Annotated in this window: 22 protein-coding genes; 14 read left to right on the plus strand and 8 right to left on the minus strand. The window is 65.9% G+C overall.

Annotated features, from left to right (window positions below):
* Positions 1–51: 51 nt before the first annotated feature.
* Entirely contained in the window at positions 52–783 is a 732-nt protein-coding gene (locus M6689_RS05120) for a J domain-containing protein (RefSeq protein ID WP_298268631.1), read from the minus strand.
* 144 nt (positions 784–927) lie between these two features.
* On the opposite strand from M6689_RS05120, the gene M6689_RS05125 reads away from it, so the two are divergent.
* The gene (locus M6689_RS05125; RefSeq protein ID WP_298268633.1) at positions 928–1,170 is read left to right on the plus strand and encodes a hypothetical protein; all 243 of its coding nucleotides are present in this window, start codon (positions 928–930) and stop codon (positions 1,168–1,170) included.
* Between the two features lie 50 nt (positions 1,171–1,220).
* The gene (locus M6689_RS05130; RefSeq protein ID WP_298268635.1) at positions 1,221–1,583 is read left to right on the plus strand and encodes a hypothetical protein; all 363 of its coding nucleotides are present in this window, start codon (positions 1,221–1,223) and stop codon (positions 1,581–1,583) included.
* Between the two features lie 5 nt (positions 1,584–1,588).
* On the opposite strand, the gene M6689_RS05135 is transcribed toward M6689_RS05130, so the two are convergent.
* The 7 genes from M6689_RS05135 to hypB all read right to left on the minus strand — a co-directional run bounded on the left by M6689_RS05135 (position 1,589) and on the right by hypB (position 8,376).
* Positions 1,589–1,993, minus strand: a complete 405-nt coding sequence (locus M6689_RS05135) for a PilZ domain-containing protein (RefSeq protein ID WP_298268637.1) — start codon at positions 1,991–1,993, stop codon at positions 1,589–1,591.
* An 81-nt stretch (positions 1,994–2,074) separates the two neighbouring features.
* Positions 2,075–2,932, minus strand: coding sequence for a patatin-like phospholipase family protein (locus M6689_RS05140; RefSeq protein WP_298268639.1), 858 nt, complete (start codon positions 2,930–2,932; stop codon positions 2,075–2,077).
* Between the two features lie 33 nt (positions 2,933–2,965).
* Positions 2,966–3,976 (minus strand): hydrogenase expression/formation protein HypE, encoded by a 1,011-nt coding sequence (gene hypE, locus M6689_RS05145; RefSeq protein WP_298268640.1) that lies wholly within the window; start codon positions 3,974–3,976, stop codon positions 2,966–2,968.
* A gap of 33 nt (positions 3,977–4,009) precedes the next feature.
* A complete protein-coding gene (hypD, locus tag M6689_RS05150; protein ID WP_298268643.1) occupies positions 4,010–5,101 on the minus strand; it encodes a hydrogenase formation protein HypD in 1,092 nt (363 codons plus the stop codon).
* Positions 5,098–5,328 (minus strand): HypC/HybG/HupF family hydrogenase formation chaperone, encoded by a 231-nt coding sequence (locus tag M6689_RS05155; protein WP_298268645.1) that lies wholly within the window; start codon positions 5,326–5,328, stop codon positions 5,098–5,100. The genes hypD and M6689_RS05155 overlap by 4 nt, the downstream gene beginning before the upstream one ends.
* 4 nt (positions 5,329–5,332) lie before the next feature.
* Positions 5,333–7,615 carry a carbamoyltransferase HypF gene (gene hypF, locus M6689_RS05160; RefSeq protein ID WP_298268647.1) on the minus strand — a complete coding sequence of 761 codons (2,283 nt, stop codon included), beginning with the start codon at positions 7,613–7,615 and terminating at the stop codon, positions 5,333–5,335.
* An 11-nt stretch (positions 7,616–7,626) separates the two neighbouring features.
* Positions 7,627–8,376: a hydrogenase nickel incorporation protein HypB gene (gene hypB, locus M6689_RS05165; protein ID WP_298268648.1), complete on the minus strand. Its 750-nt coding sequence runs from the start codon at positions 8,374–8,376 to the stop codon at positions 7,627–7,629.
* Between the two features lie 266 nt (positions 8,377–8,642).
* Here hypB and M6689_RS05170 point away from each other — a divergent pair, with 266 nt between their 5' ends.
* The 12 genes from M6689_RS05170 (at position 8,643) to cas3 (ending at position 20,066) form a co-directional block, all read left to right on the plus strand.
* On the plus strand, positions 8,643–8,978 hold the full coding sequence (locus M6689_RS05170; protein ID WP_298268650.1) for a cytochrome C: 336 nt from the start codon (positions 8,643–8,645) through the stop codon (positions 8,976–8,978).
* Positions 8,979–9,054: 76 nt separating this feature from the next.
* Positions 9,055–10,497: a pyruvate kinase gene (gene pyk, locus M6689_RS05175; protein WP_298268652.1), complete on the plus strand. Its 1,443-nt coding sequence runs from the start codon at positions 9,055–9,057 to the stop codon at positions 10,495–10,497.
* Positions 10,498–10,541: 44 nt separating this feature from the next.
* Positions 10,542–11,666, plus strand: coding sequence for an NADH:flavin oxidoreductase (locus M6689_RS05180; RefSeq protein WP_298268655.1), 1,125 nt, complete (start codon positions 10,542–10,544; stop codon positions 11,664–11,666).
* Between the two features lie 3 nt (positions 11,667–11,669).
* Positions 11,670–12,575 carry an AEC family transporter gene (locus M6689_RS05185; RefSeq protein WP_298268657.1) on the plus strand — a complete coding sequence of 302 codons (906 nt, stop codon included), beginning with the start codon at positions 11,670–11,672 and terminating at the stop codon, positions 12,573–12,575.
* 43 nt (positions 12,576–12,618) lie between these two features.
* A complete protein-coding gene (locus tag M6689_RS05190) occupies positions 12,619–13,917 on the plus strand; it encodes a putative DNA modification/repair radical SAM protein (protein ID WP_298268661.1) in 1,299 nt (432 codons plus the stop codon).
* A gap of 1 nt (position 13,918) precedes the next feature.
* Positions 13,919–14,665, plus strand: a complete 747-nt coding sequence (locus M6689_RS05195; protein ID WP_298268664.1) for a TIGR03915 family putative DNA repair protein — start codon at positions 13,919–13,921, stop codon at positions 14,663–14,665.
* A 79-nt stretch (positions 14,666–14,744) separates the two neighbouring features.
* Positions 14,745–15,032, plus strand: coding sequence for a DUF2288 domain-containing protein (locus M6689_RS05200; protein WP_298268666.1), 288 nt, complete (start codon positions 14,745–14,747; stop codon positions 15,030–15,032).
* 2 nt (positions 15,033–15,034) lie between these two features.
* Positions 15,035–15,766, plus strand: a complete 732-nt coding sequence (locus tag M6689_RS05205) for a DUF1847 domain-containing protein (protein ID WP_298268669.1) — start codon at positions 15,035–15,037, stop codon at positions 15,764–15,766.
* Between the two features lie 114 nt (positions 15,767–15,880).
* Positions 15,881–16,150 carry an AbrB/MazE/SpoVT family DNA-binding domain-containing protein gene (locus tag M6689_RS05210; RefSeq protein WP_298268672.1) on the plus strand — a complete coding sequence of 90 codons (270 nt, stop codon included), beginning with the start codon at positions 15,881–15,883 and terminating at the stop codon, positions 16,148–16,150.
* On the plus strand, positions 16,140–16,436 hold the full coding sequence (locus tag M6689_RS05215) for a hypothetical protein (RefSeq protein ID WP_298268677.1): 297 nt from the start codon (positions 16,140–16,142) through the stop codon (positions 16,434–16,436). Before M6689_RS05210 ends, M6689_RS05215 begins: the two co-directional genes overlap by 11 nt.
* An 82-nt stretch (positions 16,437–16,518) precedes the next feature.
* Positions 16,519–17,481: a YafY family protein gene (locus M6689_RS05220; protein WP_298268680.1), complete on the plus strand. Its 963-nt coding sequence runs from the start codon at positions 16,519–16,521 to the stop codon at positions 17,479–17,481.
* A gap of 143 nt (positions 17,482–17,624) precedes the next feature.
* Positions 17,625–20,066 (plus strand): CRISPR-associated helicase Cas3', encoded by a 2,442-nt coding sequence (gene cas3, locus M6689_RS05225; RefSeq protein ID WP_298268683.1) that lies wholly within the window; start codon positions 17,625–17,627, stop codon positions 20,064–20,066.
* The last annotated feature ends 8 nt before the right edge of the window (positions 20,067–20,074 follow it).

Raw genomic sequence — 20,074 nt, forward strand, 5'->3', positions numbered from 1 at the left:
GAGAGCCCGCCTATGACTGTAGCGCGTGAGCCCAGGCGGTGCAAGCCCCGGTCACGGCCGGGGGGAGGGGACCACCGGGGGAGCCGGAGCGAGGGGAACCTCGGGCGCCGTCGGGGCGAGGGGGGCAAGGGGCGCCGCCGGAACGGCGCGCGCTGCCGGAACGAACGACTCCTCCCCCGGGGCCCCGAACCCGCCGAAAGAAAGGGGGCGTTCCCCTCCCGAGGGCGAGAGATCGGCGACCCCTCCCCCGGCCGGCTCCCCTCTCGGCATCGTGGGGGCCGGCGAACCCTCCATCACCGCCACCACCATGGCGGCGACCGTGAAGCCGACGTAGGCCCATCTGAGCCCCCCCGCCCTTCGCGCCGTCATGTTCCAGGCAACGGAGAAGAGGAGCGGAACGACGGTAAGTTCCAGCAGCGACGTCCACCCCCGCAACGTGGCGCCGAACCTCCCGACCGCCACCGCCGCGCAGATGGCGACGGCGAGGAGAAAGAGCATGTTGGGGCCCGCGACAACGGAGAAGCCGGGGGGCGACGGCTTCATCCCCGATGGACGCTGCGGCCCCGCCGGTGGCTCCCCCCCTTCGAGGTGGGCGACGACACGCCGATGGGCTTCGATGATCAGGCGCAGCCGTTCCTCCGCCTCCCGGAAGCGGTCTGGATCACCGGAAAACCGGTCGGGATGCCAGCGGGAAACCAGCTCCCTGAACCGGTGCCTCACCTCCCCGGCCGAGGCACCCCGTTGGAGTCCCAATAGTTCGTAACTGCGTTTCAGGTCGTCCATCGCCTCCCCGCCTGCATCTTCTCCGGAGCATCGCCCCGCCGTTCCGGCTCCCGACGGCCCCGATGGGGGCTACCTTTCGCTTTTGCCGCAGCGTGCTATACTTTCGTATACCAAACAAAACAGCACCGGTCAGTGGAGGATGCCATGGAAACTGGAACAGGGCAGGAAACGTGCCCCGTCTGCGGCGGCGCGTCGGTGGAGACACGGAATCAGGAGCTTTTCTGCCGGACCTGCGGGCCGGTCGGAGAGCGGGCCGCACCGATTCACCACGAGCATTTTCCCCATGCGGGACAGACGCCGGAACCGGCTGCCGGCACGGAGCAGCATGAGCGGGCCGTGCACCACGAGGGGTTCCCCCATGTGGTTTCCGACGAGCCGGAACCGTGACATCAAACAGATGCAGTCATGATACCAACTTCACAGAGGAGGGAACGGCAATGAAAGGACGTGACATCATGAACGAGATCCGCAGCGTCAAGAGGGGGGATCAGCATTTCATCAAGTGGTGGCGCAAGGAGAACGACTTCGTCGACTACGAGCTGGTCGATTCGTTCCTTGAGGGTGCCCGTCATGACGACGAGTTTTCCGGCTATGAGCTCCTGACCATGGAGCAGATGTGGGAGGCCCTCAGGGAGTTCGACCCGCAGGGGGTCTCGCGGGGCGAGAAGGAAGGGCAGGAGGTCATTTACTGGGAGCAGACCCTCGCCGACGGTTCCACGAGGAACCGGATCTGCCCCTTTGCCCCCGATTCGCTCATCTCGATTTTTGACGCCGTGACAAGGGGGAACCCGGTCGACTGAACCCGTTACTTTCCGCGGGGGGAAAGCGGCTGCGCCCCTTCCTCCTCCGCGCCACCTTCCTTCACGTAGCCGTAAAACTCCTCGATGACGCCGGTGCGGTCGCTCCCCGCCGTGGTGACCGTCAGGTCGGAGCCGGCCAGGGAGTCGATGTCGATCTTGCGGAAGCTGAGGCCGATCCCCTCCGCCGTAGCCCGCACGACGGTCGCCTCCAGACTGAAGGAGAGTTCCGCCGAAGTGCCGTAGAAAAACATGGAGACATCCACCTGCTCGCCGAGGGGGAGCTGCCGGTCGGACTTGACGAAAAGCCCCTTGAGGCTCAGGTTTTCCACCTCCCCCTTGAACGTCACCCCCCGGTGACGGATGATCGCCTCGGTCTTCAAGGCGACCCGCTCGAACATTCTCTTTTCCACTCCCCCCTCCTTCGCTCTTCTGCATCCTGACATCGTATCGTCCGGCCCGGCAAAAACTTGAGACTATTTCTGGCGGCCCCGTCAGATCCCCCACTTGTAGCGAAGGTACTTGAGGGCCTGCTGGTACCCCTGTTCGTAGAGGAACTCCTTCTCCTCCCCCGTGAGGGAAAACGAGAGGGGAGGGACCATGCCGCAGTGGATGGTCACCGTATCCTTCCACCGTCCCCCCTTGAGGAACTCCCGGTCGGTGGCGTGGCAGAAGGTATTGAGGAGGTCGGCGGCGTAACGGCGCAGGGTGAGGACCGGCGAGGCCGGCTGGTTCATGCTCCGCTTCGAGAAGGTCTTGAAGACCAGGGTCCGCCCCCCTTCGGCGCACTGGGTCTCGATGACGTTCGCCATGAGGGTACCGTCGATGAAGACGTGCTCCTTTCCCCGATGGGAGAACTTTTTCCAGGCAAAGACGAAGGGGATCCCGACCGAGAAGCGGACGGCGGCGGCGATCTTGAGCTCGGGGTACTTTTCGGTGGAGAGGAGATGGGGTGAGTGGTTCAGGATGTCGGTGGCGACGACGGCCAGGGGAAACCGGAGGGAATCGCTGAAGCGCCGCCCCCCGAGCTGGCGGTCGAGCCACTCCTCCAGCGCATCGCCGGCACAGACCCCCATGCCGCCAAAAATCCCCCGGGGCCGAAAATCCCGAAACGATGCGGTATCGGTGGCGAGGGAGAGGCGGTGGATCTCGGCGGGGGTCATCCCGGCGGCGTAGAGTGCCGCGACGATACTCCCCGCGGAGGCGCCGATGACCCGCCCAACCGAGATGCCCAGCTCCTCCGTCGCCCGGAGGGCGCCGATGAAGGCGGGGTACCGGATCCCGCCGCCGACCAGCATGAGGGTGAGCGGACCGTTCATCGGTCCGCCGGTGGTAGTGTGATGTTCGTGCATAATGCCCCGCAATTCGTCAGCCTTGCCGCAATTTCAGCAGATCCGCGGCAGCTGTTCTCCCGCCAGCATCTCCACGGCGCGGAGCCCCCCGACGGCGGTCTCCATCTGCACCTTGCCGCCGCCGTCGCCCACCTCGCCGATTATGGCCGCCCCCCGGCCCAGGGGGTGCCGTTTCATCCGCGCGAGGACCCGCTCCGCCGCCTCCGGTGCCACCACCGCCAGGAGCTTCCCCTCGTTGGCGACGTAGAGGGGATCGAGGCCAAGAATCGAGCAGACCCCCTTCACCGCGCCGTTGAGCGGCAGGGCCCGTTCGTGGAGTGTTATTACCTTATCGGACTGGAGGGCGATTTCCTTGAGGGTTGTCGCGACACCGCCGCGGGTCGGGTCCCGCAGGACGTGGACCCCCTCCCCCCCTTCGGCCAGGATCTCGGCGACAAGGCCGTTCAGGGGGGCGCAGTCGCTCAGGATGCCGGTCTCCAGCTCCAGCCCCTCGCGCCTGGCCATGACCGCGATGCCGTGGTCGCCGATGGTGCCGTTGACGATGACCTTGTCCCCCGTCCGGGCCCCGGCGCCGGAGATGACGAGGGAGTGCTCGACGGCGCCGACCCCCGAGGTGTTGATGAAGATCCGGTCCGCCTTCCCCCGGGGGACCACCTTGGTGTCGCCGGTGACGATCCGGACCCCGGCGGCGTCGGCGGCCGCGCGCATGGAGGCGAGGATCTCCGCCAGGGCGGTGCGGCTGAACCCCTCCTCGATGATGAGGCCGGCGCTGATGAAGAGGGGACGGGCCCCCATCATCGCCAGGTCGTTCACCGTCCCGTTCACCGCCAGGCTCCCGATGTTGCCGCCGGGAAAGAAGATCGGGTCCACCACGTAGGAGTCGGTGGTGAAGGCGAGGCGCTGCCCGCCGTGCTCCACCACCGCCGCGTCGTTCTGCCCGGCAAGCGGTATCCCCGAGAGGGTCGGGATGATGAGGTCGTCGAGGAGCTGGTGGGAGAGCTTCCCGCCGCTGCCGTGACCGAGGAGGATGAGGTCTTTGTTCACTGGATTCTCCGCCGTGTTATTTTTTCGCTTCGCTTACTGCCCATACTTGTACGCCGCCGCGCAGGTCCCCTCGGAGGAGACCATGCAGGCGCCGACGGGAGATTCGGGGGTGCAGGCCCCGGCGAAGAGGGGGCAGTCGAAGGGGGTCACCTTTCCCTTGAGGATCTCGCCGCAGAGGCACCCCTGGTGCTCCCGGGTCTCCTCCACCGCCACGGGGAGCGCCTTCTCGGCGTCGAATTCGGCATAGGCGTCGGCGATCCGCAGGCCGCTTCCCGGAATGACGCCGATGCCGCGCCACGGCGCGTCGAAGGGGGTGAGGACCTCGGCGATCACCTCCTGCGCCCGCCGGTTTCCTTCCCGCTTCACCACGCGGCTGTACTGGATCTCCACCCGCGGCTTCCCCTCCATCACCTGACGGACGAGCATCTCCACCCCCTGCATCACGTCCACCGGCTCGAAGCCGGTGACGACGCAGGGGACGCCGCGCTCCTCCGCCAGGAACCGATAGGCGACGGCGCCGATCACGACGCTCACGTGGGCCGGACAGAGGTAGCCGTCGACCTTGAGCTCCGGGTCGCTGGCCAGGACCTCCATCGGAATCGGGATCGTCTTGTGGGCGGCCAGCACGAAGTAGTTGGCGAGCCCCTGCCGCTTTGCCGCCAGGATGCTCCCGGCAATGGTGGGGGCGGTGGTCTCGAAGCCGACGCCGAGGAAGACCACCTTCCGCTCCGGGTTCTTCGCCGCCAGGGCCACGGCGTCCAGGGGGGAGTAGACGATCCGCACGTCGGCCCCCCTGGCCCGCTCCTCGATGAGGGACGAAGAGGAGCCGGGGACCCGGACCATGTCGCCGAAGGTGGCGACGGTGACGCCGGGGAGCCGGCAGAGGGCCACGGCCCGGTCGACGTAGCCGTTGGGGGTGACGCAGACCGGGCACCCGGGGCCGGAGATGAGCCGCACCCGGGGCGGCAGGAGGCTGCGGAGCCCGTACTGGTAGATCGACATGGTGTGGGTGCCGCAGACCTCCATGAAGGTCATCGGCTCGGTGCGCCCCGCCACGAGCTCCCTGATTCGCGCGGCAAGGCCCAGCACCACGCTGCGGTCGCGGAATTCGTCCTGGTAGTTCACGCCATGTCCTCCGGCGAAAACACCTCCCTCATCATTTTAAGGGTCTCCCGCGCATCCTCCTCATCGAGCCGGGAGATGGCGAAGCCGGCGTGGACGATAACGAAATCCCCCACCCGCACCTCCTCGTCGAGGAGCATGAGGCTCGCCTCTCTCCTCACCCCGTCGATCTCGGCGACGATGTCGCCGGCGCCGATGCTCACAACCTGCATGGGTACTCCGAGACACATGAGTCTATTCTCCTTTTCGTGCTGCGTATCCTGCGATTATCGCCTGCCCCAGGGCCACTCCCCCGTCGTTGGGGGGAACGAGGCGGTGGGTGAAGACGGTAAGCCCGCGATCCGTGAGCGCCCGGTGGATCCCCTCGGTCAGGAGCCGATTCTGGAAGACACCACCGGAGAGGACCACCCGGTCGAGGCCGGTGCTGCTCCGGAGCTGGCCGCAGACTTCGGCCACCGCGGCGGCGACGGTGGCGTGGAAGGCGCGGGCCATCTCACTCCCCGGCCGGCCGGCGGCCGCATCCTCCGCCAGGGCCCGGATCATCATCCGGAAGTCGACGGTGGCAAAGCCGTATCTCCTCACCACGGCGAAGGGGTAGAGCTCCCTCGTGTCGCTCTCCTCGGCCAGGGCCTCCAGCTCCAGGGCCGCCTGCCCCTCGTAGCTCACCCGCTCCCGCACCCCGATCATGGCCGCCACGGCGTCGAAGAGCCGGCCGCAGCTGGAGGTGAGGGGGGAGTTGATCCGCCCCTCCAGCATCCGGAGGTAGAGTTTCCGCTCGGCAGCGCCGATCCCGGCGAGCCAGGGGAGCGCCAGGTCGAAGAGCCCGGTGCCGAAGGCGTCGTGGAGATGGGCAAGCGCCATCCGGAACGGCTCCCGCACCGCCGCATCGCCGCCGGGAAGGGGGACCTGGCGCAGATGGCCGGCGCGCCGGAAGCCCCTGTACCCTCCCACCAGGAACTCGCCACCCCAGACGGTGCCGTCCTCGCCGTAGCCGGTGCCGTCGAAGATGACTCCGATCGCCTCCCCCTCCAGGCCGTTCTCGGCCATGCAGGAGGCCATGTGGGCGTGGTGGTGCTGCACCCCCACCCGCGGCAGGCCGGGGATTTCCTCGGCGTAGGAGGTGGAGAGGTAGTCGGGGTGGAGATCGTGGGCCACCAGGGCCGGCTCGATGCCGAGGAGCCGCCTGAGATGGCCGTCCGTCTCCTCCAGGGAGGCGAGGGTGGCGGCGTTCTTCAGGTCGCCGATATGCTGGCTCATGAACGCCCGGTCCCCGGCGGCGAGGCAGAGGGCGCCTTTCAGCTCCGCCCCCACGGCGAGCACGCTTGGCACCGGCGCCGGCAGCCGCACCTCCCGCGGCGCGTACCCCCGGGAACGGCGCAGAAAGAGCGGATTCCCCCGGAAGACCCGGATGACCGAGTCGTCGGTGCGGGTCCGGATCTCCCGGTCGTGGACGAGGAAGGCATCGGCGATCTCCCCGAGGCGCTCCCGGGCCTCGTCGTCACGGTGGGCGATCGGCTCGTCCGAGAGGTTGCCGCTCGTCATCACCAGCGCCGGGAACCGCTCCCGCAGCAGGAGATGGTGGAGCGGCGTCGACGGGAGCATGGTCCCGAAGTAGCCGTTGGCCGGCGCCACCAGGGGGGAGAGCCGGTTGCCGGGAAGCTTTCGCAGCAGCACGATGGGGCGCTCGGGGGAGGCGAGGAGCCGCTCCTCCAGGGGGTCGACCCGGGCGAAGCGCCGCACCGCCTCCAGATCGGGGGCCATGAGGGCGAAGGGCTTTTCGTCCCGCACCTTCCGGCGGCGCAGCTCCCGCACCGCCTCGTCGTTCAGGGGGTCCACCGCCAGGTGGTAGCCGCCGACCCCCTTGATGGCGACGATCTTCCCGCCGGCGAGGAGCACCGCGGCCTCCTCCACCGGATCCCCCGGCAGCTCGCACCCCGTGGCGTCCACCAGCCGGAGCCGCGGCCCGCAGGCGGGGCAGGCGAGGGGCTGGGCATGGAAGCGGCGGTCGCGGGGGTTTTCGTATTCGGTCCGGCAGGCGTCGCAGAGCGGGAACCCCGCCATGGTGGTGCGGGGGCGGTCGTAGGGAACGGCGGTGATGATGGAGTAGCGGGGGCCGCAGTTGGTGCAGGTGATGAAGGGGTAGCGGTAGCGGCGGTCGGCCGGATCGAAGAGCTCCCGGAGGCAGTCGGGGCAGACGTCGCCGTCGGGGGCGACCCGCACCGTCCCGGCCCCCTCCCCGCTCTCGACGATGGCGAAAGTGGTGTCGCCGGCAACAGGGATCTCCTCGGCGGCGATCCCGGCGATGACCGCCAGGGGGGGGGCCTCCCCCTCCAACTCCGCCCGGAAGGAGCCGAGGCGCCCGCCGTCCCCCTCCGCCTCGATCACCACGCCGGCGGTGGTGTTGCGCACCCACCCGGCGATGCCGTGGCGCTCGGCAAGGCGGAAGACGAAGGGGCGGAAGCCGACCCCCTGCACGATCCCTTCGACGGTTATCCTGATGCGCCGGGCGTCAGGCATGGGTCGATCCCCTACGCGTCACCCTTCACGGCGGCGATCCGCTCGGCGAGCCAGCCGTACCAGGCGTCCATCCCCTGGCCGGTGCGGCTCGATATCTCGAAGATGGTGATCCCCGGGCTCACCCGGCGGGCCATCTCCTTGCACTTCTCCACGTCGAAGTCGACATAGGGGAGGAGGTCCACCTTGTTGAGGAGCATCACGTCGGCGGCGTGGAACATCTGCGGGTACTTGAGGGGCTTGTCCTCCCCCTCGGTGACCGAGAGGAGCACCACCTTGTGGTGCTCGCCCAGGTCGAAGGAGGCGGGACAGACCAGGTTCCCCACGTTTTCCACAAGCAGCAGGTCCAAGAGGTCCAGATCGAACCCCTCGGCGGCGTGTCCCACCATGTGGGCGTCCAGGTGGCAGCCGGCGCCGGTGTTGATCTGCTTCACCGGCACCCCGGTGGCGGCGATGCGCCGGGCGTCGTTGTCGGTCTGCTGGTCCCCCTCGATGACGGCACAGCGGTATTTCCCCGCCAGGTCCTTCAGGCTCCGCTCCAGGGTGGTGGTCTTCCCCGACCCCGGGGAGCTCACCAGGTTCAGGACGAAGATCCCCTTCTCCGCGAAGCGGGCGCGGTTATGGGCGGCGAAGCGGTTGTTCCGGGAGAGGATGTCGGTCTCCACGGCGATCCTGCGCGCCTCCTGCTCCTCCCCGTGGTGGTGATGGCCGTGGTCGTGATGGTGGTGATGGGATTCGGGCTCGCAGCCGCAGGTGGTGCACATGATCGGGATCGTCTCCTGTCCGTTATGGCTTTCGCGGATAGTGTATTCGTGCGGATGGAAGTGACACTGACAAGGCGTGGCGGGCGAAAAAACGGAAAACTGCCTTATCTCATCGCCGGTTACGGGCGAGCCTATCTTATTCGCCGCAAAAGGTCAAGCATCCTGCCGGACAAGGCGGCACGCACTCTTCGGGTTTGTATTGCCCCTCCTTTGTGCTATGCTTTGGTGCATCGTTTCCCCATTCTCCACAGCCACGGAGCCGTTCCATGCGTAAGATCGCCCTCCTCGTTCTCGCCTGCGCCCTCCCCCTGACCTACGGCTGCGCCATGTTCATGTCGTGGAAGAGCATCCCGCCGCCGGGCGGGTGCGACCAGTGTCACACGGTGCCGATCAGCGCCAACTGGCAGGTGGCATACCAGCCGGTGGCCCTCACCGACGAGCGCGGTCATCTCTATTTCCAGACCCCGCAGTACGTCATGCCCCAGACCTCCAAGCCGGCCTCCCCCCTGGACCTCAAGAAGGTGGAGGAGCTCCCCTGCTTCGAGTGCCACAAGGAGCCGACCCCGGCCCACAAGGGACGGATCGGCAGATTCCACCACTAAACCGAATCCCCCCCTCCTCCGCATGATACCGGCCCGCGGTCCCGCGAGGGGGGCGATACCCGATCGGACCATCGCCATGGACAAATCGCCGCGCAAGACAAAGATCATCGCCACCGTCGGCCCGGTCAGCTCCTCGCCGGAGATGATCGGCAAGCTGATGGAGGCGGGGGTCGACCTCTTCCGCCTCAACTTCTCCCACGGCTCCAACGACCAGCGCCGGGAGGTGATCGCGGCGATCCGCCGGCTCTCCGCCCAGCGGGGTAAGGAGTGCGGCATCCTCGCCGACCTCCAGGGGCCCAAGATCCGGACCGGCCGGATGGAGGGGGGAGCGATCCAGCTGCTGAAGGGGGAAGGGCTCGACATCACCACCGACGAACTCCTGGGGCGCCCCGGGCTCATCTCCACCATCTACCGGGCGCTCCCCCGCGACGTGAAACCGGGCTCCCGCATCCTGATGGACGACGGCCTCATCGAGCTCCGGGTCCAGGCGGTGGAGGGAAACCGGGTCCACTGCACCGTGGTGGAGGGGGGGGTCCTCAAGGACCTGAAGGGGATCAACCTCCCCGGCGTCCACGTCTCGGCCCCTTCCCTCTCCGAAAAGGACCTGGCCGACGTCGATTTCTCCCTCGCCGAGGGGGTCGACTACATCGCCCTCTCCTTCGTCCGGACCGCCGCGGACGTGGAAGAGCTGAAGCGGCTCCTCTTCGAGCGCGACGCCCGCATCCCGGTGGTGGCGAAGATCGAGAAGCCCGAGGCGCTGCGCAATTTCAGGGAGATCCTCGCCGCGGCCGACGCCGTCATGGTCGCCCGGGGTGACCTGGGGGTGGAGATCAGCCCCGAGAAGGTCCCCCTCTACCAGAAGAAGATCATCCGCGCTTGCAACGAGGCGGGGAAGCCGGTCATCACCGCCACCCAGATGCTGGAGTCGATGATCAGCCACGCCCGCCCCACCCGGGCCGAGACCTCCGACGTCGCCAACGCCATCCTGGACGGCACCGACGCGGTGATGCTCTCCGGGGAGACCGCCTCGGGGCAGTTCCCCCTGGAGGCGGTCCGGACCATGGTCAAGGTGGCCCTCGACGTGGAGCGCTACGCCCAGGTGGAAGGGGGTGCCCGCCCCCGGCGCCACAACCCGAGCATCGCCGAGGCGGTGGCCGAGGCCGCCTGCCATGCCGCCACCACCCTCGACGCCCGCGCCATCGCCGTCATGACCCAGTCGGGGAGCACCGCCGCCCTCATCTCCAAGTTCCGACCGCCGCTGCCGATCATCGCCTTCACCCAGTCCTTGGAGACCAGGCGCCGCCTCGCCCTCTACTGGGGGGTGAAGCCGTACCCCATCGGGAGCATGACCGGCACCGACGAGCAGATCCGCGCCGTGGAGACGACGCTGCTGGCCGCCGGCTACCGCCGGGGGGACGTGGTGGTGATCACCATGGGGGTGCCGGTGGAGGCCCGGGGCTCCACGAACCTGATGAAGGTGCACAAGCTCGGCACCGGCGAGTTCTTCGAGATTTTCTGATTACTGTTCTGATTTTGATTCCGTTGCAGCAGGAGGAGCAGGGAATGCGCGGCATTTTCGACGAAACGAGGATCAACCACCTGGCGCTCCACAACCGCCTGGTCCGCTCCGCCACCTGGGAGGGGATGTGCCGGGACGACGGCCGCCCCACCGAGAAGCTCGCCGCCTGTTACGGGACCCTGGCCCGGGGAGGGGCGGGGCTCATCATCACCGGCTACGCCTTCGTCCGCCCCGACGGGAGGCAGCTTCCGGGCCAGCTCGGCTGCCACGACGACGATTTCGCCGCCGAGGGGAGGCGTCTCGCCGAAGCGGTCCACCGCGAGGGGGGGAAGATCTGCCTGCAGCTCGTCCACTGCGGCGGCCAGAGCACGGAGCGGGCCGCCGGGCGCCAGCCGGTGGCCCCCAGCGCCGTGAAGGTCGACCAGTACCCCGAGCTGCCGCGGGAGCTCCCCGAGGAGGAGATCGCCGAGCTGGTCCTGCGCTTCGCCGACGGCGCCCGCCGGGCCCGGGAATGGGGGTTCGACGCGGTGCAGTTTCACGCCGCCCACGGCTACCTCGTCAACCAGTTCCTCTCCCCCCTCACCAACCGCCGTGAGGACAGCTACGGCGGGACCCCGGAGAACCGGGCGCGGTTTCTCCGGGAGATCGTCCGGGCCGCCCGCTCCGCCGTGGGGGACGACTTCCCGCTCCTGGCAAAGCTGAACGGTGACGACAACCTCCCGGGGGGGCTGGCGCTCGACGAGGCGGTGCAGGTGGCGCGGATGCTGGACGAGGAGGGGATCGACGCCATCGAGGTCTCCGGCGGCACCCCCGCCTCCGGCGACCGGGCCCCGGTCCGCCAGGGGATCGAGACCCGGGAGCAGGAGGCGTACAACCTCCCCCTGGCGTACCGGATCAAGCAGGCGGTCTCCTCCCCGGTGATGGTGGTGGGGGGGATGCGGACCTTCGAACTGGTGGAGGGGATCATCCGCCGGGAGGAGGCCGACTACGTCTCCCTCGCCCGCCCCTTCATCCGCGAGCCTAATCTCCCCCGGCGCTGGGAGGAGGGGGACGAAGCCCGCGCCCGCTGCATCTCCTGCAACGGCTGCTTCAGGCCGGGGCTGAAAGAGGGGGGGATCTACTGCGTGGTGGACAAGATCGAGCGGGAGAGCCGGGGGTTGACCCTCTAGCCGATGGCGAACATCCTCCTCCTCATCGTCTGCTTCGCCGCCGGGATGATCCTGCGCCGGACCGGCCGCTTCCCCGAGAGCACGCCGGCGGCCCTCAACGGCTTCATCATCCACGTCTCGCTCCCGGCGGTGGCGCTCCTCCACATCCACAACCTCCGGCTCGACCTCTCCCTGGTCTACACGGTGGCGATGGCCTGGCTCCTCTTCGGCGCCGCCTGGCTCCTCTTCCGCCCGGCGGGACGGCTCCTCGGCCTCTCCCGGGAGACGGTGGGGGCCCTCATCCTCGTGGGGGGGCTCGGCAACACCTCCTTCGTGGGGCTTCCGATGATCGAGGCGTTCTACGGCAAGGAATTTCTCGGGGTGGGGCTCATCGCCGACCAGCTCGGCTCGTTCCTTGTTCTCTCCACCCTCGGCATCCTGACCGCCACCCTCCACTCCTCGGGAGAGCTCTCGGCGCGCCAGATCGTCCGGAAGATCCTCTACTTCCCCCCCTTCCAGGCGCTGGTCCTGGCGCTTCTGCTGCGCCCCGTGCCGTTTCACCCCTGGGCGGTGACGGTCCTGCAGAAGGTGGGGGACACCCTCACGCCGCTGGCCCTGGCGTCGGTGGGGTTCCAGCTGCAGCTCGCCCACATGAAGGGGGAGCTCCGCCCCCTCTCCCTCGGCCTCTGTTACAAGCTCCTCCTCGCCCCGGCCCTCGTCGCCCTCCTCTTCGTCGCCCTCTGCGGCGCCGGGGGGAAGGTGATCCAGGTGACGATCTTCGAGGCGGCCATGGCCCCCATGATCTCCGCCGGGATCATCGCCGTCGACCACCGCCTCAACCCGCCGCTGGTATCCCTCATGATCGGCATCGGCATCCCCCTCTCGTTCCTGACCCTGACCGGCTGGTGGTGGCTGCTGCAGCGGGTATGAAGCCGCGACATATTGTGTCACACCCCTTCGGTACCGTGTAACCATGCCGGAACTCACCCTTGCCGAAAAGCTCGAAATCCTCGCCGACGGCGCCAAGTACGACGTCTCCTGCGCCTCCAGCGGCAGCTCCCGCCGAAACCGTGACGGCATCGGCAACGCCGCCCAGTGCGGCATCTGCCACTCCTGGACCGCCGACGGCCGCTGCGTGTCGCTCCTCAAAATCCTCCTGACCAACGCCTGCATCTACGACTGCGCCTACTGCGTGAACCGCCGCTCCAACGACACCCGCCGGGTGATCCTCACCCCCCCCGAGGTGGCGGAGCTCACCATCGGCTTCTACCGCCGAAACGCCATCGAGGGGCTCTTCCTCTCCACCGGCGTGGTGAAAACCCCCGACCACACCATGGAGCTCCTCATCGAGGCGACCCGGCTCCTGCGGGAGGAGCACCGCTTCAACGGCTACATCCACGTGAAGGTGGTCCCCGGCGCCGACCTGCTCCTGGTGGAGCGGCTCGGGCGCCTGGCGGACCGGGTGAGCATCAACATGGAGCTCCCGACCCGGGAGGGCCTGCAGCTCCTGGCCCCCGACAAGAGCCGGGAGGCGATCGTCGCCCCCATGCGGCGGGTGGGAGAGCTCATCGTCCAGACGAAGGAGGAGCGGAAGGTCTCCCGGAAGATCCCCCCCTTCGCTCCGGCGGGGCAGAGCACCCAGCTCATCGTCGGCGCCGCGGGGGAGAGCGACCTGCAGATCGTAACGCTCGCCGCCGGGCTCTACGGGCGTCTTGCCATGAAGCGGGTCTACTACTCGGCCTTCATCCCGGTGAACCGGGACGAGCGCCTCCCCGCCGTCGTCGGCACCCCGCCCCTGGTGCGGGAGCACCGCCTCTACCAGGCCGACTGGCTCATGCGCTACTACGGCTTTGCCGCCGGCGAGCTCCTGAACGAGGAGCGCCCCAACCTCGACCTCTCCCTGGATCCCAAGGCGGGGTGGGCGCTGCGCAACCTCCACCTCTTCCCGGTGGAGGTGAACCGGGCCGACTACGAGACCCTCCTGCGGGTGCCCGGGATCGGGGTCCGCTCGGCCCAGCGGATCGTCCGGGCCCGGCGCGGCGGCCACCTCTCCCTGGACGACCTCCCGAAGCTCGGGGTGGTGATGAAACGGGCCCGCTACTTCGTCACCGCCCGGGGACGCTTCGCCGCCGATCTCGCGCCGGACGCGGCGGGGCTCCGGGCGCGGCTTCTGGAGAAGACACCGGCGCGCCCGCGCTGGAACCAGCCGTCCCTCTTCGAAGGCGGCGCTGCCGGCATCGACCTGCGGTCGGCCATCACGGGGGAGCTATAGGATGATCTACCGCTACGACGGCACCTTTGCCGGTTTTCTCTCCGCCGCGGCCCGGGCCCGGGAGCCGGGCGCGCGGCCCGAGGCGATCACCGACCGGGAGCCGGAGCAGCAGGGGCTCTTTACCGCCGTCGTGGAGGTCCCGACGGACCGGGACCGGGCGGAGGAGCTGTATGCCCTCATCCGCCGCACCCTCTCCCCCGGAGCGCTGCAGACCCTCCGCCATGCCTTCCACGCCGGCGACCCCGGCCGGGAAATCCTCATCTTCCGCTACCTGATGCTGGGTCTGGCAACGGGGCGGGATTTCGATGCCATGCTCGCCCACCCGGAGGTCATCCCCGTCTGGAAACTGGCCCGGGCCGTGGGGCGCGAGGCCCACCGCTACAAGGGGCTTGTCCGCTTCCGGCACCTGGAGGGGGATGTCTGGTACGCCGCCCTGGAGCCCGACCACCGCATCCTCCCCCTCATCGCCCCCCACTTCGCCGCCCGGTTCGCCGACCAGCGCTGGATCATCCACGACCCGCGGCGGGGGGAGGCGGTGGTCTTCGACCCGGCCCGCCGGGAATGGGCCGAGACCCCCCTGGAGGCGACCGGCCCCCTCCCCCTCTCCGCCGGCGAGGAACTCTTCCGCAATCTCTGGCAGCGCTACTTCGAGCGGCTCGCCATCGCCGAGCGCCGCAATCCGAAACTCCAGCGGCAGAATCTCCCCCTCAAGCACCGGCGGCACCTGCCGGAGTTCGGCGAGACGTAAGCTCGTGCTCCTATCTGGATTTTTTCCGCGATACTGGTATCCTGTTGAGGTCGTGAACAAGCACCAAAGGAGACGAGACGTGAAACCAACGAAGGAAGAACTGGCGCTTCAGGTGGACGTGGCGGAGTGGGGCTGGCTTCGGGCCCACCTGGAGCGGGGTGGCCTGATCGTTGTCGACCGGGAGCTGGACATCACGGAGGTGGGGGAGCGGATCGCCCGGGACGACACCGCCACCGTGGGGGCCTGGATCGAGGCGGGAAAGCTCTCCAAGCCGAGCGACGGACAGATAGCCGCCTGGAACGCCGACGCCGCCGCCCGCTTCAGCACCCTCATCATAAGCCCCTATATCCTCATGAAGGAGCAATGACCATGGCCAACAACGAAACGACCCCCTCCTGCGCCAACTGCAGCGCCGTCTGGGGAAAGAGCGGTGCCACCAACTGCTGGAGCAGCCCGGAGAACCGTCCGGGGCAGCCGGCCAACTGCCCCTCCCGGACCTTCCCGGACCTCATCGACGAGAGCTTCGCCGAGTATCGGGGCGACAGAGAGGACGCCCGCCTCGCCCGGATGGCGGCCAGGGTGGAGGGGCTCTGCTACCGGAAGACGCCGGGGAGCGACGCCGTGGTGGCCCGCTGGACCCGGGTGGAGGATACCGTGGCCCTGGCGCGGCTCATGGGGTGGCGGAAGATCGGCATCGCCACCTGCATCGGCCTTCTGGAGGAGACGCGGCAACTGGCAGCGATCCTGGAGGCCCAAGGGCTTCAGCCGGCCAGTGTCTGCTGCAAGTCGGGAAGCATCGACAAGCTGGAGCTGGGGCTTGAGGAGAGCGACAAGGTCCGCCCCGGCACCTTCGAGCCCGCCTGCAACCCCATCGCCCAGGCCGAGATCCTGAACCGCTGCGGCACCGACATGAACGTCATCGTCGGCCTCTGCGTCGGGCACGACATGCTCTTCACCAAGCACTCCAACGCCCCGGTCACCACCCTGGTCTGCAAGGACCGGGTCACCGGCCACAACCCGGCGGCGGTCCTCTACGGCCAGAACTTCTACTACAAGCGGTTGCGGGTGCAGCCCGTGGCCATCCCCGGAGGGGAGGAGTAACCCTCCTCCCCTTTCCCATCCCCCTCCCCCGCGCCCCGCAATGTCAAAATGCAACAAATGGGTATTGCCGAAAATACACCCTCCTGCTATCTTTGGTTCAGGAGGTATCGAACCATGCTTGTTCAAACAGATTCCAGAAGACGCGTCACCCTTCCTCCGTCACTCGGCATCAAACCTGGCGACGCTCTCGACCTTGAGGTGCTGGAAGACGGCCGAATCATCCTGATCCCGGTGGAGCCCATACCCCGGCACCAACTCTGGGCCTGGACCACCGAAACCAAGGAAGCCATCACCGCCTCCCTGACCGATACGCGCCCCTCCATCGTGGTCAAGACCGCCAAGGAAACCGAAGCCGTTGCCAAGAGGTGGGCCGGTGAGGATTGAGATCCGTCCCGCCTTCGACGAGGCGGTCATGGCGGCCGAACTGCCGGTACGCAAGGCGGCCGCGAAGATGCTCCAGCTGCTGCACTCCCTGACCCTGCAGGAGCTCTGGCGCCATCCGGGCCTGAACTTCGAGAAGCTCCACGGCATGATCGAACCGACCACCGGCGAACAGCTCTACTCCCTCCGCGTCACCGGCAGCGCCCGCGCCATCACCTGCCTGGTGAAGGGGCCGACCATCGTCCTTGTCACCCTGCATCTGCAGCATGACAAGGCGTACCGGAAGTAGTGAAACACCCTCCATTTATTAAGGTTGCTTTATGCTGCAAATTTTCTTAGCATCCCCTTGAATCATCCAGCGGGGAGGGGGCATGGGAGACCGTCTTTACTTCGAGCGTTTCGTCTGGTTCGACAGCCAGATTCGTAAAGGACGCTATCCCAACGCCACGGCGCTGGCCAGAAAATTCGAATTCGACATCAAGACCGCCCAGCGATCGATCGAGCATTTCCGCGACCGCCTCGGCGCCCCCCTGGAGTACGACCCGTCCCGCCGCGGCTATTCCTACCACGACCCCGACTTCCAGCTTCCCGTAACCCACCTTACGGAAAACGAACTCGTGGCGCTTCTGGCGTCGCGAAAACTTCTCACCGATGCCGCGGCCGGCCCCCTCGGCGATGAGCTCGAAAAGGTCTCCACCCGCCTCGGCGCGCTTCTTTCCGAAAATCTCGCAGGGAAGATCAGTCCCGAACGTGCCTTCTCCTTCCGCTGGAACGGCATGGCCGCAAGCGATCCCCTCATCTTCAAGCAGACCGTCAGTGCCCTCCTTTCCTGCCGGCTGCTCACCTTCTGCTACTACTCCCCCCTTGCCGGCGCCTGCACCGCCCGCACCGTCGAACCCCACCACATGGTCAACTACATGGGGGCTTGGCACCTCATCGCCTGGTGCCGCCTTCGCAACGACTGGCGCGACTTCCACCTGGCGCGTGTCTCGCTGGCCCATCTCGAAGACGAAACCTTCACCCCCCGCCATGAATCCGCCTGGCGCCCCCTTCTCGACGACACCTTCGACATCTTCCAGAACCGGGAGCGGTTCGAGGTGACGATCAGGTTTTCGGCCGAACGGGCCCGCTGGGTGAGGGATGAGCTCTGGCACCCGGATCAGCGGCTGACGGAACTGGAAACGGGCGAAGTGGAGCTGACGGTTCCCGTCTCCCACGAAGCGGAGATCCTCATGGAGGTCCTCAAACACGGCTCCCATGCCGAGGTCATGGAACCGGATTCGTTGCGGGTACGGATCAGGGGAGAAATCGAACGGATGATGAAAAAATATTGAACCTGGGGCGCTGGATGGGGGAGGTGGGGTGGTAGGATGGCAGGGAACGGTGGAGAAGGGGAAGGTTTGGCCCGTAGGGGCGGGGCCGCGGGGCCGCCCGGGTCTTGGTGCCAGTTGCAGTATGAAAAAGGAGGGAAGTGCTAGTGAGTGAATCAAACTCGGAATTTATTGCCAGATACAGGGAGTCAGGCGGCACCCCCCAAAGTCTGATGGATCACCTTGAAGGTGCTTCTGTCTTTGCTTCTGCATTTGCCGGGAAAATCGGCCTCCCTTCGTTTGGTGAGTTGATGGGACTGCTTCACGACTTCGGTAAGTATTCCAAAGCATTTCAGGACTATTTAAAATCATCTGAAGGAAAGATCGAGCCGGACGACGAAGAATATATAAAAGCTGGCCGGATGAAAGGGAAGATTGATCACTCAACTGCCGGGGCTCAATATCTGCATGAGCACAAGGGAGATTCCAAGGTATGGCAGATAGCTGCTGATATCATGGCGCTTTGCATTGCCTCCCACCATTCCGGCCTGATCGATTGCCTATCGCCAGATGGCACGGATGTTTTCAGTAAACGCATGGGAAAGCCAAAGGAACAGACACATTATGTTGATGTCGAAAGAAATCTGGAAGAGCCGATTCATAAGCATGTTGAACGCTTATTGGCTTCATTGAACATGGAAGATGAACTGGCTCATCGTTTTGAACAACTTCAAAAAGGTGCACAGTCACTGGAAATCGGCCAGTTCATGCTTGGTTTCCTGACGCGTTTCCTTTTCAGCGCCCTGATTGATGCGGATCGTCTGAACTCAGCAGAGCGAAAACCTGCGGCCATGCCGGATTGGCGGCTTTTGATTGATGTGCTTGAAGCCAATCTTGCAGGGTTCACAGTAAGAAACCGTATCGACGAAATTAGGGCTGACATTTCCTCATCATGTTTCAATTTTGCCGCCAGGGAAAAGGGACTTTATCAACTCACCGTGCCCACCGGCGGCGGCAAGACTCTGGCAAGCCTCCGTTTTGCACTTCACCATGCAGCAAGGCACAAAATGGATCGCATCATCTACGTCGTTCCCTATACCTCGATCATCGACCAGAACGCCCGTGTTGCCCGGTCGGTGTTCGCTTTCCTTGAAGAGAGCGGCCGGCAGATCGTGCTGGAACACCACTCGAACCTCACTCCGGAGTTGGATACGTACGAAAGCAAGCTACTTGCTGAGAATTGGGATGCCCCCATAATATACACCACTGCCGTGCAGTTTCTGGAAACCCTTTTTGCCGCCGGAACCCGTGGTGTGCGGCGGCTGCATCAGCTTGCCAACGCTGTCATCATCTTCGACGAGATCCAGACCATACCAATCCGCACCGTTCATCTCTTCAATAACGCCATTAATTTTCTGGTCGGGCAATGCTGTTCAACGGCTGTGTTCTGCACGGCAACGCAGCCGATTCTGGACAGAGTTAACCCGAAGAGAGGGGCGGCGCGGTTTTCCGCTGATGCGCAAATGATGCCGGATGTGGGCGCCCTTTTCAGAGAATTGCACCGTGCCAGGATTGAAGACCGATGCAAAGATGAAGGCTGGACGGACGATGAAGTGGCGAAAACCGCGTTGCAAGAGCTTGAAGCATCCGGCAGTGTTTTGATCATCGTCAACAAAAAGGCCCAGGCGCGGGAGCTGTATCAACGCCTGTATGGCAAGGTGGAGAATGTCTACCATCTGAGCACGAGCATGTGTCCCGCTCACCGTATGGCGGTACTCGACAAGGTTAAATCCTGTCTCGATCCAAGGAATCCGTCGCCCGTCATCTGTATCAGCACCCAACTGATCGAGGCCGGGGTGGATGTGGATTTTGGTACGGTCATTCGTTACCTGGCCGGGCTCGACTCAATTGCCCAGGCAGCCGGACGTTGCAACCGCAACGGTTTACGGGAGATTGGCAGGGCCTTGATTGTGAATCCGGCGAACGAGGGACTGGACAGACTACCGGAAATCAGATTGGCGCAGGATGTAACGAAACGGGTTTTGCGCGAGTTTCGGGAAAATCCGGCACTTTTTGACCATGATTTACAGAGCCCGAAGGCCATGGAGCGCTTTTATCACTATTACTTCTTCCAGCGTGCCCATGAAATGGGTTTCCCCGTATCCGACAGGGACATCAAGGAGATGCCCAGGCAACAGGATACTCTCTTGGCCCTGCTTTCCATGAATGTTGACTCTGTCCAGATTTACATGAACGAGCGGAAGCAAGCGCCGCCGCTCTTTCTCCGTCAATCGTTCATGAGCGCCGCCAAGGCATTCAAGGCCATCGACTCTCCGACCGAGGGGGTTATTGTGCCGTACGGAGAAGGTGAGCGGATCATCGCCAGGTTGTTGAGCGCCGGTTATGAGGAAAAGGGCCGTCTGCTGAAGGAGGCACAGCGATTCTCAGTAAACCTGTTTCCCCACGAAATGGTGAAGTTGAAGGAGAAGCGGAGGTTGTACGAGGTTTGGGAGGGGAGTGGCGTTTATTATCTCGACGAGCGTCACTACAGTGAGCAGTTCGGGGCAAGTACGGATGAAGTTGCGGAAATGAAGGCACTAATCATATGAGGAGGTGT

This window comes from Geobacter sp., assembly GCF_027327745.1.
Lineage (GTDB): Bacteria > Desulfobacterota > Desulfuromonadia > Geobacterales > Geobacteraceae > Geobacter.

What these genes read in the sequence shown, in the direction of transcription:
- M6689_RS05195 (WP_298268664.1), top strand. Translation starts at nt 13,919, where the DNA reads ATGATCTACCGCTACGACGGCACCTTTGCCGGTTTTCTCTCCGCCGCG.
- M6689_RS05180 (WP_298268655.1), top strand. Translation starts at nt 10,542, where the DNA reads ATGCGCGGCATTTTCGACGAAACGAGGATCAACCACCTGGCGCTCCAC.
- M6689_RS05220 (WP_298268680.1), top strand. Translation starts at nt 16,519, where the DNA reads ATGGGAGACCGTCTTTACTTCGAGCGTTTCGTCTGGTTCGACAGCCAG.
- M6689_RS05210 (WP_298268672.1), top strand. Translation starts at nt 15,881, where the DNA reads ATGCTTGTTCAAACAGATTCCAGAAGACGCGTCACCCTTCCTCCGTCA.
- pyk (WP_298268652.1), top strand. Translation starts at nt 9,055, where the DNA reads ATGGACAAATCGCCGCGCAAGACAAAGATCATCGCCACCGTCGGCCCG.
- M6689_RS05140 (WP_298268639.1), bottom strand. Translation starts at nt 2,932, where the DNA reads ATGCACGAACATCACACTACCACCGGCGGACCGATGAACGGTCCGCTC.
- M6689_RS05170 (WP_298268650.1), top strand. Translation starts at nt 8,643, where the DNA reads ATGCGTAAGATCGCCCTCCTCGTTCTCGCCTGCGCCCTCCCCCTGACC.
- M6689_RS05120 (WP_298268631.1), bottom strand. Translation starts at nt 783, where the DNA reads ATGGACGACCTGAAACGCAGTTACGAACTATTGGGACTCCAACGGGGT.
- M6689_RS05190 (WP_298268661.1), top strand. Translation starts at nt 12,619, where the DNA reads ATGCCGGAACTCACCCTTGCCGAAAAGCTCGAAATCCTCGCCGACGGC.
- hypF (WP_298268647.1), bottom strand. Translation starts at nt 7,615, where the DNA reads ATGCCTGACGCCCGGCGCATCAGGATAACCGTCGAAGGGATCGTGCAG.
- M6689_RS05155 (WP_298268645.1), bottom strand. Translation starts at nt 5,328, where the DNA reads ATGTGTCTCGGAGTACCCATGCAGGTTGTGAGCATCGGCGCCGGCGAC.
- M6689_RS05185 (WP_298268657.1), top strand. Translation starts at nt 11,670, where the DNA reads ATGGCGAACATCCTCCTCCTCATCGTCTGCTTCGCCGCCGGGATGATC.
- M6689_RS05205 (WP_298268669.1), top strand. Translation starts at nt 15,035, where the DNA reads ATGGCCAACAACGAAACGACCCCCTCCTGCGCCAACTGCAGCGCCGTC.
- M6689_RS05130 (WP_298268635.1), top strand. Translation starts at nt 1,221, where the DNA reads ATGAAAGGACGTGACATCATGAACGAGATCCGCAGCGTCAAGAGGGGG.
- hypB (WP_298268648.1), bottom strand. Translation starts at nt 8,376, where the DNA reads ATGTGCACCACCTGCGGCTGCGAGCCCGAATCCCATCACCACCATCAC.
- M6689_RS05125 (WP_298268633.1), top strand. Translation starts at nt 928, where the DNA reads ATGGAAACTGGAACAGGGCAGGAAACGTGCCCCGTCTGCGGCGGCGCG.